The following is a 12,384-nucleotide window of genomic DNA, read 5'->3' as shown; positions in this document are numbered from 1 at the left end:
GTGTCGTTCGCGCCTGTATCTTCAGGGAAGGAGCACGGGCTTCACAGTTTTGCCTGCGATTGTGTCCTGCTCGGCTTCGTTGATGTGTGTGAGTGGATACGTCTTGATCATCTTGTCGAAGGGGAACCTGCCCTGGCGCCAAAGCTCGAGTAGCTGAGGAATGAGTACATGAGGTACGGCGTCGCCTTCGAGGATTCCTGTTACGGTGCGACCGACTGCCAATGTCCTGGGAGCGAGGACGAGATCGCCTCGCTGCACGCCGACAAGGCCACAGATTCCGGTAGGCCGGATTGCGTTGACCGCGGTGTCGATCACGGCCGGAACACCCGTGGTGTCCAGGGCGAATTGAGCGCCTCCTCGGGTGAGGTCGAGGAGGCGGTCGAGGAGATCGTGTCTGGCACCGTCCACTGCGTGCGTTGCCCCGAGTTCGAGAGCAAGGTCGCGACGAGGTGGGTTGAGATCGACAGCAATGATTGTGGTAGCTCCAGCGATTCGAGCGGCCATGATCGCGCTCAATCCGACGCCGCCTACTCCGTAGACGATAAGGCTTGATCCAGCGCGCACATTCAGTGCAACGAGAATGGATCCAGCGCCAGTCTGGATACCGCAACCGAAGGGTCCGAGCAGTTCCAACGGCAGATCGCGTGCGATCTTGACGGCGTTGGCGGCGCGCACAATGGTGTGTGAGGCGAACGATGACTGGCCGAACCAACGGGCAGATACCGGTGCGCCGTTGCCATCCGTGACGACGACGTCGTGTCCCATCCCGGTGCCGGTGAGGTTGCGTGCGAAGAACGTGTCACAGTAGGCGGGGTGTGCGGATATGCAGTTGGTGCAGGTGCGGCAGGCGTCAAAGGATAGGACGACGTGGTCGCCAATCTCGTAGCCTTCCGTCCCAGGGCCAACTTCTTCGACCACGCCGGAGCCTTCGTGGCCGGTGACGATCGGCAACGCGGCGGTGTAGTCGGATCTCCGGGGCAGCAGGTCGGTATGACACATGCCTACCCCAACGATGCGGATGAGGAGTTCGCCGGCTTGTGGCTGCCGGATGTTCAGATCTTCGAGCTCGTATGTTCCGTCGGAGGACCGTAGAACGGCTCCTTCAATCTTCACGTCAACTCTCCTGGCGAGGCATTGGGGTCAGGTGCGGTGAGGGGCAGTATCGGGCTACGCGAGCGGCGGCGACTGCTGGTATCGGCGAGAATCACAACGCCGTGAGGCTGGAGGACGAGTCGGAATAGCGTTCACGCAGTCCGACTTTGGCGAGTTTGCCGGTGGGGGTTCGTGGTAGGCCATTGCTGAACACGATGCGCCGGGGGTGTTTGAATCGAGCCAGCCTGGGCTGGAGGTAGTCGAGGAGTTCTGCAGCCAGTGCGTCGTTACCCGTGGCTGTGGCGGAGGGTTCGACGATGGCGAGCACGGACTCGCCCATCTCGTTGTCGGGAATGCCGATGACTGCTGCATCGAGCACCTTCGGATGTTCGACGAGGATGTTCTCGATCTCCTGGGGGTAGATGTTGACTCCTCCGGAGATGATCATGAACGACTTGCGATCTACGAGGAACAGGTAGCCGGCGTCGTCGACGTAGCCGACATCTCCGGTGGTCGTCCAGGTGGGGTGCTTCGGGTGTTGCGCTTGCCTCGTCTTGTCGGGGTCGTTGTGATATTCGAACGGCAGGGTGTCGCGCTCGAAGTACACGGTGCCCACTTCGTTTGTCGGTAGGACGGTTCCGTCGTTGCCGCAGATGCGAAGGGTGCCGATCGCGGCGCGGCCCACGGTGCCGGGTTTACGCAGCCAGTCCGGCGCCTTGACCAGGGTCATGCCGTTGAGTTCGGTCGAGGAGTAGTACTCGTCGACGATGGGCCCCCACCAGTCGATCATCTGTCTTTTTATCTCGACGGGGCAGGGTGCGGCTGCATGGACTGCCACTCGCATGCTCGACAGGTCATATCGATTCCGTGTGGACTCCGGCAACTTCAACATGCGAACGAACATCGTTGGCACCCACTGGCTGTAGGTGACGCGGAACTGCTCGATGTAGGACAGCGCCTTCTCGGCGTCGAATCGGTCCATCACGACAACGGTGCCACCGAGTGCTTGGACGGTGGCGCAGGTTCTCAACGGCGCGGCGTGGTAAAGCGGTGCCGGAGAGAGGTAGATGTCATCTGGTCCGACGCCCCAGACGGTCCGATTGAGCTCGATAAGGGAGTCGCCGGGATCACCGATCTGACGGTCGGGCAGCGTAGGTTTGATGCCCTTGGGACGTCCAGTGGTGCCCGACGAATACAGCATGTCTGCGCCGCGCGGCTCGTCGTTCGGTGCGTGGGTCGGGTGATCAAGGGCGGCGGAGTCCAGTGTGTCGATGCCGGCGATGGCGCCTCCGAAGGACATCCAGTCCTTCGCCTGAGGACATTTCGGGATCAGGTCGCTCGCGATGGCGTGGAGGTCTGCGTCGATGATGACGGCGCGAGCCTGGCAGTCGTCGATCAGGTATGCCATCTCGGGAAGTGTCAGGTGCCAGTTGATCATGGTGATGTACAGACCTGAACGGATGGCCGCCCAGTAGATGTCGAACACCTGGGCCTTGTTGGTGGCAAGGACCGCGATGTGGTCCCCGCGGCCCAGCCCGCGGCTTCGGAAATGGTGGGCCAGGCGTATCGAGTTCGTTTCGAGGTCGGCGAAAGACACCGTCTCGCCTGTTGCGGCCATGATGACGGCAGGCTTGTCGGGAGTCTCGTGAACGTATGCTCCGGGATACATCGTGCTCCAGTCGAGGGTAGTGCGGTTGTCGCTCAAACCGACACCGCAGGTCGGCGTGCGAAGCGAGGGTCCTGCAGTGCGGCGGGAGGATCGGTAGTCAGGCCGGTTGGACGTGGTCCCGCAGCGTATTCTTGAGGATCTTCCCTGATGCGTTGCGCGGCAGCGCGTCGAGGAGATGGAGTTCGGTGGGCAGCTTGTACTTCGCAACCGAGGCGGATGCCCAGCTCCGAAGGGATTCGATGTCGAGGGCGGCAGCACCGTCGCGGAGTACGACGTAGGCCACCGGCGTTTCGCCCCACACCGGATGCGGTCGTCCGATCAGAGTGACTTCGACGATATCGGGGTGGGCGGCGAGTGCGTTCTCGACCTCCGAGCAGTAGATGTTCTCTCCTCCGGAGATGATCATGTCCTTGGCTCGGTCGACGACGTAGACGAATCCGTCGTCGTCGACGCGGACGAGATCGCCCGAGTGGAACCAGCCACCCTCGAATGCGTCCGCAGTGGCGTCGGGCTTGTTCCAGTACTCGAGCATCAGACCCGGCCCGCGGTAGACAATCTCGCCGACCTGCCCCGGTGCGACGTCCTCCATGTCCGGATTGACGACGCGAGCAGTGACGGCGGCGATCGGCCGACCGACGGAGCCCAGCTTGCGGATCGCGTCCTTACCGTGAAGTACACAGGTCACCGGTGACATCTCGGTCTGCCCGAAGAGCGCGACGCTCAATGCGTTGGGAAAGGTCTGTGACATCTGACGAAGGAGAGTGTCGGTGGCCGGTGCCGCGCCCCAACCCATGATCCTCAACTGGGTCAGGTTTCGGGCTGCAGCCGTGGGATCGGCGCACACTGCCTGCCACTGAGTCGGTACAAGGAAGACGCTGGTGACGCCCTCGCTTTCGAGCACGTCGAGAATTTCGGTCGCAGCGAACGCCCGCGTCGGGTGGATGACGAGGGTGCCGCCGACGAAGAGTGTCGGGACAACGGAACCGATCGCGCCGATGTGGAACAACGGCGAGGCAATGAGATTGACTTCGGCCTCGTCGACGTACTGGAAGGCGCGCATGACGGTGACTCCCTGCGCCTGCAGGTTCAGATGAGTCAGCACTGCGCCCTTGGGCTTGCCGGTGGTGCCGGAAGTGTACATGATCAGTGCGGCGGCATCTTCCGGCACGTCCGGCAGCGCGACCGGTGCGGTCTGCGCCTCGTCGACGAGCAAGGTGTACTGCTCGAACCCCGCGGCGTCGTTGCTGATAGTGATCACCTGGGGGGCGTCGTCGAGTTCATCGAGGGCAGCAGCCACGATCGGAGTGCCTAGTTCGTCACTGATCACCATTTCTGCGCCGGAGTCGGCGAGGATGTACGTGGTTTCGGGTCCGGTCAGTCGGAAGTTGATCGGTACCACTATCGCGCCGAGAAGGTTGGCAGCCAACACCGTTTCGATGAACTCCGGCCGGTTCCCGGTGATGAGGGCGACGCGGTCACCGAACGTGATGCCGCGGGCCGCGAAGGACTGCGCCAGGCGGTGAACTCGATCCCGTAGCTCGGTCCAGGTTGTGGTCGAGCCGGTGAACCGGATCGCCGGGCGGTGACCGAGCACGGCGGCGTGTCGTTCAACGTGGTTCATCCAGTGTGATCGTCGCGCCAGGTGGGGCTGTTCGGGGCGGTGTTCGGTTGTCGAGTGCACGTGCTTCACCTTTCGGGCGACGTAGCCTGCGGGTTGGTGGAAGGAATTCGGCCCTTTCCCGCGCAGCACTGCGCGGGCTCCGGTGGTCGCGGGTCAGTGTTGGTTCGCGGCGATGGGCACTCCGGCGATGATGGGTTCACCGTCCTCGCCTGTGGGCGCGCTGGTGTAGGAAACCCGTTGTCCAGCGTGCAGCGTGGTGTCTTCGGCGCAGAGCAGCCGCAGGGGCAACCAGGGGCCTTCTCGTGTTTCCACGACTCCGACGACGTAGGGACCGGTGACATCCGGGAGCGGTGAGCGGTGCACGACGCTCCAGGAGACCAGCGTGCCGGTCCCGTCCGCGTCGAGCGTGCTGTGGACGGATTCGTGGCACGCGGGGCAGACAGGGGCGTGGGGTGCGCGCACCGTGCCGCAGGCGCTGCACCTGCGCAGCAGGAGTCGTCCTTGACGGGCCGCGTCGAAGAACTCGGCGCTGTCGTGGGTGGATCGGACGGGGGTGGGGAAGTCGGTCATGCGTGAGCCAGCCTGCCGAGGATGAGTGTGGAGTGGTATTCGAGGATTCCGCCGTTGCCACTGACCATCGCGAGGTCGTTCTTGGGTACCTGACGTTCGCCGCCCTGCCCGCGGATTTGGATTACCGCTTCGCTCAGTGGCGTGAATCCCCACATGTAGTAGCCCGACAGCTGGCCGCCGCCGGTGTTGCAGGGCAGCGATCCGCCCGGTGCGAGGTGTCCTTCGGCGACGAACGGGCCGCCGTCGCCCTTGTTGCAGAAGCCGTAATCCTCGAGGGTGACGAGCGCGGTGTAGGTGTAGCAGTCGTAGAGTTCGAGGAAGTCGATGTCCGCGTGGGTGACGCCGGCTCGGGCCATCGCTTGTGCTCCGGACGCGACGGCGCCGGTTTCGAGTCCCCACGCGGAGTCCTTGGCGAGCAAGCGAGGGCGGTGCGCCTGGCCGTAACCCCACACGTGCACCGGGGGCTGTGGCAGGTCGACAGCTCGGTCGGCGCCGGTCACCACGATCGCGATCGCTCCGTTGCTGACCAGGCAGCAGTCGAGCCGTCGAAGCGGGTCCGCCACCCACGGTGAGTTGTGATGGTCCTCGATCGTGATCGGCTCACGCATCTGGGCGAGGGGATTGCCCGTGGCCCACTGACGCTGGCCCACCGCGATTGCGGCGAGCTGGTCATCGGTGGTGCCGAAGGTCTCCATGTGTCGGCGCGCGGCCAGTGCGTAGAGGATGTTCGGCGTCACCGCGCCGCTCGCGGTCTGCCAGCCGCGGTAGCCGGACAGATTCGTGGCCGCCGAGCTCCACGCAGCACCGGTGCGCTTGTTCTCCCGAAGGGGTGTGTCGGCGAACACACAGACGATCGTGTTGGCGGTCCCGTCTGCGATCGCCTTGCTCGCCTCGGCGACCATCACCCCCGCGGTCGCGCCGTAGGCATTGACCGCTGCGAGCAACCCGAGTTCGTGGAGACCGAGATGGCCGGCGAACTGTGGGTCCAGTTCCTGCTTCAGACCGGAACTGACGAGGAGGCCATCAATGTTGTTCATGGTCAGGCCGGCGTCGGCGACGGCGTTCCGGATGGCGACCGCAGCAAGGTCTTCGGTTCTGTGCCCGTATACCTTGCCCAGGTCGCTCATTCCCAGACCGACGATTGCACTCCCGGTCATCAGCGCACCTGCAGGACGTCGCGGGCGATGATCGTCTTCATGATCTCGGTGGTGCCCCCGAAGATCGTTGTGATGCGGGTGTCGGCGAAGGCCCGCGCGATCGGGTACTCGAGCATGTAGCCGTAGCCGCCGAACAGCTGCACGCAACGGTCGACGATGCGCTTGTGCATCTCGCTGGCCCACCACTTGGCCTTCGCCGCATCGACGGCGGACAGGTCGTGGCGGTTGAGCCGGGTGATGGCGTCGTCGACGTAGGCCTGGGTGACCTCGAGCTCGGTGACCATCTCGGCGACGGCGAACTGGGTGTTCTGGAAATCGGCGATGGTTTTGCCGAACGCCTTGCGCTGCTGGACGTAGTCGATGGTCCACGCGAGGGCAGCGCGTGCGCCGGCGCACGCTGTGACGGCGATACTCATTCGTTCGAGCGGCAGATGCGACATCAGCGCGTACAGGCCGCGCCCTTCCTGACCCAACAGTGCATCCGGACCCAGCCGAACGTCGTCGAAGTTCAACTCGGCGGTGTCCTGCGCGCGCAGACCGACCTTCTTCAGGCGCCGGCCACGGCTGAAGCCCGGCGTTCCGGTTTCGACCGCGAACAGGCTGAATGCCGTGCTGCCTGCGTCGGGCGCGCTGTTGGTACGCGCGACGACGACAACGACGTCGGCGTTGATGCCGTTGCTGATGAATGTCTTGGAACCGTTGAGGATCCAGTCGTCGCCGTCGCGGCGTGCGGTGGTGCGGATACCTTGGAGGTCGGACCCGGCACCGGGCTCGGTCATGGCGATAGCGCCGATGAACTCGCCGGTTGCCATCTTCGGCAGCCACCGCTTCGCCTGTTCGGGGGTCGCCAGATCGATGATGTACGGCAGCGTGATGTCGGTGTGGGTGGCGAAACCCGCTGCCAGCGACGTCGCACCGACGCGGGCACTCTCCTCGATCATCGCGACACGGAAGCGGAAGTCGTCGACGCCCGCCCCACCGAGATCCTCAGGCACGGGCAGACCCAGAAATCCCGGTTCGCCAGCTTTGGTCCAGATCTTCCGTGGGATGTCGCCAGCGTCATCCCATTCCTCGATGTGGTCTGTGACTTCTCGGGTGAGGAACTCCCGGAAGCTCGCGCGGAAGTCTTCGTGTTCGTCGTCGAAGAGTGCGCGCCGGGAGTAGAGCTCGGACATGTCGTGGAACCTTTCGATGGTGCTGCATTCGCTGCGAGGTATGTCGAATCGTTTGGGGCAGTGAGCTATTGCGGATATGCGTGTCGAGGTTTGATGATGACGGCGGGTATCGAGGTGATGGGGGGCGTGCTGTGGGTGCAGTGTCGGCTATACCCGCGCGCCGCCGGTGGCGGTGAGCAGTTCCGCTTCGTGTTCGCCGAGTGCCGGCAACGCAGTGACCGCGGACGCGGTGAAGGTCGAGTAGCGGGCGGGAGTGGCGAGAACGTCGATGTCCTTGCCGTCCTGGACGGCCTTGGCGCGCAGTTCTCTCTGTGCGAACAGATCCGAGTGGACGACTTCGCCCCAGGTGTTGATCCGCGCTGCCATCACACCGGCCGCGGTGAACAGCTCCACCCACTCATCGGCGGTCCTCGTGCTCAGCACCGCCTCTAGGGTGGCGCGCAGCGCCTTCGAGTTGATCGAGCGCGCGGCCTGGTCGGCGAAGCGGGGATCGTCGGCGAGTTCAGGGCGACCGATGAGGGCAACGAACGTGAGCCAGTGGGGTTGCACATACGCCGCGAGCACCAGGTGCCCGTCCGAGGCGGGGAAGACCCCCGAGGGTTCGACCGCGACCGCCCGGCGTCCGGTCGGCGCGTGGGTGGAGGTGTCTGCGGGAAGGTTCAGCTGCAGCGTGAGATAGTTGGCGGCGAGGCTGCATGCCACGTCGTAGAGGGAGACCTCGACCCGATTGACCACGCCGAAACGTTCTCGGTGAAGGAGCGCGCCGAGAACGGCCTGAGCGAGAACGTGACCGGTCGCGCTGTCGACGAGCTGGAAGGGGATCAGACGCGGCGCCTGGCCGGACGGTTGGGCACTGAGGCAACCAGCTTCGGCCTGGACGGTCATGTCGATTCCGGGCCTGTCCTCGAGAGGACTTCCACCGCCGTACGCGGACAGGGACGCGTAGATGCACCGGGGGTTCACGGCAGCAATGTCGTCGGGACCGAGGCCGTGGCGTTCCATCGTCCCGGGCCGCATGCCCTGCACCACCACGTCGGCTTCGGCCGCGAGTCGGCGGAATGCAGCCGCGCCTTCGGCGGTGCCGAGTTCGAGTCGGATGGACTGCTTGCCGCGGTTGTTCGGGGCGAAGTAGGGGGTGAGGTGTTCGATGCCCGGGATTGTGCTGGTGATCCGTCGGGCGGCTTCGCCCGACGGCGGCTCGATCTTGATGACGTGGGCGCCCAGATCGGCCAGTACCTGACAAGCCAGAGGACCGGCGACGTTCGCGGTGAGATCGAGTACTCGGATGCCGTCGAGTGGGCGGCTGGTCTGCTGGCTAGACACGTTCTGTCCTCTAACTTCTAGTGATCGATCGCTCATCTTGCGGAACCATGGGTATCGACCCGGGGTTCGTGGGGTGGTGCCTGAGGTGGTGATGTTGCGCCCAGTCGTCGCGTCCGCAACTGAACCGCCGGCACCGTTCGGTAGTGGGGAGACCTCGGCCGGTCACGATTAGGTCTGGTACCTGCCGTGGCGCAGCAGCACCGCTCGTTACGCGTACTGGGACGGCGAAACTATGCCGTGGCCGGTGCTGTCTTGTAGACGGACTGGTAGGTCAGGTACGGCTCGATGCCCTCGGGACCGAGCTCGCGACCGTATCCGCTGGCCTTGACACCACCGAACGGCGACCCCAGGTCCAGAGTGTAGGAGTTGATCCCCACCGTCCCGGTCCTGATCTGATGGGCGACGCTGTCGGCTCGGTCGGTGTCGGTGGACCATACGGTACCGCCGAGGCCGAACTCGCTGTCATTGGCGATCTGAATGGCCTGGGCTTCGTTGTCGTACTTGATGATCGACAGGACTGGCCCGAAGATCTCCTCCTGCGCGATAGTGTCGCTGTTCTCGACATCTGCGAAGACGGTCGGTTCGACGAAGTAGCCGTCGAGATCGCCGACAGTCCCGCCACCTGTCGTGAGACGTGCGGCGCTGGACTTGCCGGCGTCGATGTACCCCAGGACACGCTTCTGATGGGTGGACGTGACCATGGGCCCGATCTGGGTGTCCTGATCAAGTGGGTCGCCGACCTTGAACGCGTTGACCACCGAGGTCACGGTGTCGACGACCTCGGTGTATCGGCTTGCCGGCACGAGCAGTCGGGTGCTCGCATAGCAGGTCATGCCGTTGTTCGGGAAGGAAGCGCCGTACAGTCCCTGCGCGAGGACGTCGAGGTCGACATCGTCGAGCACGATACCTGCAGACTTTCCGCCGAGTTCGAGCGTGACCGGTCGCAGGAGTCGTCCACAAACCTCACCGATGGCGCGGCCGGCCGGGGTCGACCCTGTAAAGGCAACTTTGTCGACGCTGGGGTGGGCAACTAGATGCTGGCTTGCTTCGAGACCGGCGGGGACGATGTTGAGTACACCGGCGGGCAGTCCTGCTTCCACCGCCGCGTCAGCGAAAACGAACGCATCGAGCGCGGTTTCGAGAGCCGCTTTGAACACGACCGTGCAGCCGGCCGCCAAGGCCGGCGCGATCTTCATCATCGCCAGCGTCTGAGGGTAGTTCCACGGGGAAATGGCCGCGACGACACCGACGGGAACCCTGCGGATCTCGGTTTCTCCGGTCAGGCTGGGGCGGGTCTCGGACCAGGTGAGTTCGCGTGCGATCCCTGCATAGATGCCGAGCAGCCCGGCGGGTGCGAGTCCGTTCGCGGATGCCGACAACGTGATCGGCATTCCGTTCTCCTGGCTGCACAGGGCAGCGGTGTCTTGACCGCGGGTGGCCAGGGCAGCGGCGAAGCGCTCGAGTATGTCGGCTCGCTCCTGCACAGGGGTGGCGGCCCAGAGGGGCAGCGCGGCGTTCGCTGCGCCGACGGCGTCGTCGATGTCAGTGGGGCTGGCGGTGGTGGCTGTGCCGAGGACCTTGCCGGTGCTCGGATTGATGACGTCCACTCCGCTGGCTTTGCCGGCAACGAACTTGCCGTTGATGAACAAATGCGGGCGGTCGAGTCCCATAAATTCTCCTGAGGAAGTGGTTGACGCGTGGCCCGCGTCAGTTCGAGTGGGTGGTTTCGGGTTGGGCGGGCTGGGGATTTCGCGAGTGTGGAACCGGGCAGCCGGGCGCGAAGGTCCCCATCGACTTGATGTCGAAACCGTTCGGATACGAGCGAATTCGGGGCATTGTGAACACGTACTGCGGTGTGTTACGCGGCGGCAGCAGTGCAACGAGGCGGGCACGCAGCCGCAGTCCGCCGACCGACACGCGTCGCGCGAGTTTGCCGGGCTCCCGATATCTGAACGCTGCGAGGAGCGGCTCGTCCATCAACGAACGACTGAAGATGTCGATCACCGGCTTCGCGAACCGCGGGTAGAACGATGCAAGCAGGTCCTTGGTGGCGTCCGCGACCCGGCGTGCTCCTTCGTCGTAGGCGAAGCGCTCGGCCTCGTAGGTGTCCATGAGTGTTTCGAACTCCGCGTACGTGGCAGGGATGTTCTTGATTCCCATGTGGCGACCGAGGGTCTGGTAGTAACGCACGGAGGCGAGGAGTTCATCGTCGGTCAAATGCCGCCAGCCGTAATCCTGGATCCAACGCTGCGGAACGACGACGAAGGTCGACAGGACGTAGAGGAAGTCCTCGTTGGGGATGTCGTACATGTGATGCATCTGGTTGATGCGCCGCATCGCCGCCTTGCCATTGGAGCTGTCGAAGCCTTCGAGCAAGGGAACCTCGAGAAGGATCGAGGTGTCGTCGTAACGCTTCTGGGTGCCCCCGGTGAACGCGCCGGTCTCGTAGAGCAGTCTGCCGACGCTCGGCACTGCGTATGTACGGAACAGGGCGAAGCTCAGCGCCTGATTGAGGTCCCAGGGGAACTCATAGGTGGCCAGGTTCCGATAGATCTCCATGAAATCGGACTCGGGATCCAGGCCGGCATTGCGATTGGGTTTGGTCACGTCACTCTCCTTCGGCAATCTGGAGAAGAGCGTAAGTCTACTTACGGTTTTGTGCAAGACGTCACATATTGGTGAGACTGGTGATGTGAGTCGTTTCAGCCTGGCCTGGTAGAACAGGGTGTGAGCTCGGATGGGATGAAAAAGAAGGCGCCCACGCGAGGCGCGCAGCTGCGCTACCTCGAGGCCGGCCTGGAGGTGCTCGGCAGCAAGGGGTATGCCGGACTGAAGCTGGCGACGGTATGCGAGGCCGTCGGGGCGACAACCGGGTCGTTCTACCATGCGTTCCCGAACTGGGCCGAGTACACCTCCGCCCTGATTCGCCATTGGCGCACCGAAAAAAGCGATCGCTTCATCGGCAGCGCCCGAGAGATCGCCGACCCGATCGAGCGTCTGGCCTTCCTGGTCGAGATCGCCCTGCGGCTCCCGCACGCATCCGAGGCCGCGATCCGCGTATGGGCTGCCCTCGACCCGAGTGTTCAGGCGATCCAGATCGAAGCCGACGAGGAGCGCAGGGCGTTCATCGCCGAGGCCTACTTCGAGGCCACCAACGACCGCGCGCTCGCCGAGCAGTACGCAACTGTGGCGATGTTCCTGCTCGTCGGATACGAGAGTGGCACACATCAATCGCCTGAGGCGCTTGCGTGGGCCTTTCACGTCTTCGTCGACAAAGGCTTGTCCGAGAATCCCGGCCGTGCCGCGACGCTCGACTGATCTGGCCCTCCCACGACAGGCGGCCACCACCCCTGAGTCGCGTGTCGGTGGGCCGACGAAGCTCCACTCCCCGGACCCCGGCTGAGCCCCCCAGTACACGCCAGGGGCGTGAGAGCGCCAGAACAGCTGCGCGGCAGCGGGGTAAGGCATGATGAACGCTTCCTTCTCGGCCCGCCGAGGCGTCGACGAGCGTCAGTGCACCTAACTTTTCGTGGCAGGTAAATCGACCGACCGCGAAGGTTTCCGTTGATTACGGGTGCGACCGATCTCGGTCACGTCAGTTCTCCCACCGTCGGACATAGGCGGTCAATGATTGGCTATGTGTCAACGATTGACGAGACCTGAGCCACAAAATAGCCTGCGCCGTGGTGCGCTGCACCCCGGCTTGGTGCCGGAATCTGCTCGTCGATGTTCGGATGGAGCCCACATGCCTGTCGCTGTTCTGTTCGTCGTTGTTGG

Annotated in this window: 10 protein-coding genes; 1 reads left to right on the top strand and 9 read right to left on the bottom strand. The window is 64.1% G+C overall.

Annotated features, from left to right (window positions below):
- Positions 1-21: 21 nt before the first annotated feature.
- The 9 genes from MLGJGCBP_RS33045 to MLGJGCBP_RS33005 form a co-directional block, all read right to left on the bottom strand.
- Positions 22-1,113, bottom strand: a complete 1,092-nt coding sequence (locus MLGJGCBP_RS33045; protein WP_160100938.1) for an NAD(P)-dependent alcohol dehydrogenase — start codon at positions 1,111-1,113, stop codon at positions 22-24.
- Positions 1,114-1,204: 91 nt separating this feature from the next.
- Complete coding sequence (locus MLGJGCBP_RS33040) at positions 1,205-2,761, bottom strand: acyl-CoA synthetase (RefSeq protein ID WP_160100982.1); 1,557 nt, start codon at positions 2,759-2,761, stop codon at positions 1,205-1,207.
- A 97-nt stretch (positions 2,762-2,858) separates the two neighbouring features.
- Positions 2,859-4,382 (bottom strand): long-chain-fatty-acid--CoA ligase, encoded by a 1,524-nt coding sequence (locus MLGJGCBP_RS33035; protein WP_160100937.1) that lies wholly within the window; start codon positions 4,380-4,382, stop codon positions 2,859-2,861.
- A gap of 153 nt (positions 4,383-4,535) precedes the next feature.
- Positions 4,536-4,952 (bottom strand): Zn-ribbon domain-containing OB-fold protein, encoded by a 417-nt coding sequence (locus tag MLGJGCBP_RS33030; protein ID WP_160100936.1) that lies wholly within the window; start codon positions 4,950-4,952, stop codon positions 4,536-4,538.
- The gene (locus MLGJGCBP_RS33025) at positions 4,949-6,109 is read right to left on the bottom strand and encodes a thiolase family protein (RefSeq protein WP_160100935.1); all 1,161 of its coding nucleotides are present in this window, start codon (positions 6,107-6,109) and stop codon (positions 4,949-4,951) included. The genes MLGJGCBP_RS33030 and MLGJGCBP_RS33025 overlap by 4 nt, the downstream gene beginning before the upstream one ends.
- A complete protein-coding gene (locus MLGJGCBP_RS33020) occupies positions 6,109-7,284 on the bottom strand; it encodes an acyl-CoA dehydrogenase family protein (RefSeq protein ID WP_160100934.1) in 1,176 nt (391 codons plus the stop codon). Before MLGJGCBP_RS33020 ends, MLGJGCBP_RS33025 begins: the two co-directional genes overlap by 1 nt.
- 147 nt (positions 7,285-7,431) lie before the next feature.
- Positions 7,432-8,607 (bottom strand): CaiB/BaiF CoA transferase family protein, encoded by a 1,176-nt coding sequence (locus tag MLGJGCBP_RS33015; RefSeq protein WP_236581498.1) that lies wholly within the window; start codon positions 8,605-8,607, stop codon positions 7,432-7,434.
- 230 nt (positions 8,608-8,837) lie between these two features.
- A complete protein-coding gene (locus MLGJGCBP_RS33010; protein WP_160100932.1) occupies positions 8,838-10,277 on the bottom strand; it encodes an aldehyde dehydrogenase in 1,440 nt (479 codons plus the stop codon).
- Between the two features lie 37 nt (positions 10,278-10,314).
- Entirely contained in the window at positions 10,315-11,214 is a 900-nt protein-coding gene (locus MLGJGCBP_RS33005) for an oxygenase MpaB family protein (protein ID WP_160100931.1), read from the bottom strand.
- 135 nt (positions 11,215-11,349) lie between these two features.
- Here MLGJGCBP_RS33005 and MLGJGCBP_RS33000 point away from each other — a divergent pair, with 135 nt between their 5' ends.
- Complete coding sequence (locus MLGJGCBP_RS33000; RefSeq protein ID WP_160100930.1) at positions 11,350-11,925, top strand: TetR/AcrR family transcriptional regulator; 576 nt, start codon at positions 11,350-11,352, stop codon at positions 11,923-11,925.
- Positions 11,926-12,384 lie beyond the last annotated feature (459 nt).

It is taken from the genome of Rhodococcus sp. T7 (assembly GCF_009872365.1).
Taxonomy (GTDB): domain Bacteria; phylum Actinomycetota; class Actinomycetes; order Mycobacteriales; family Mycobacteriaceae; genus Rhodococcus_F.
The sequence above is the reverse complement of the archived record's forward strand: the minus strand, read 5'-3'. Positions and strand labels throughout refer to the sequence as shown.

Coding starts and splice junctions, on each gene's coding strand:
- MLGJGCBP_RS33040 (WP_160100982.1), bottom strand. CDS start 2,761: ATGTATCCCGGAGCATACGTTCACGAGACTCCCGACAAGCCTGCCGTC.
- MLGJGCBP_RS33035 (WP_160100937.1), bottom strand. CDS start 4,382: ATGAACCACGTTGAACGACACGCCGCCGTGCTCGGTCACCGCCCGGCG.
- MLGJGCBP_RS33030 (WP_160100936.1), bottom strand. CDS start 4,952: ATGACCGACTTCCCCACCCCCGTCCGATCCACCCACGACAGCGCCGAG.
- MLGJGCBP_RS33025 (WP_160100935.1), bottom strand. CDS start 6,109: ATGACCGGGAGTGCAATCGTCGGTCTGGGAATGAGCGACCTGGGCAAG.
- MLGJGCBP_RS33020 (WP_160100934.1), bottom strand. CDS start 7,284: ATGTCCGAGCTCTACTCCCGGCGCGCACTCTTCGACGACGAACACGAA.
- MLGJGCBP_RS33010 (WP_160100932.1), bottom strand. CDS start 10,277: ATGGGACTCGACCGCCCGCATTTGTTCATCAACGGCAAGTTCGTTGCC.
- MLGJGCBP_RS33000 (WP_160100930.1), top strand. CDS start 11,350: ATGAAAAAGAAGGCGCCCACGCGAGGCGCGCAGCTGCGCTACCTCGAG.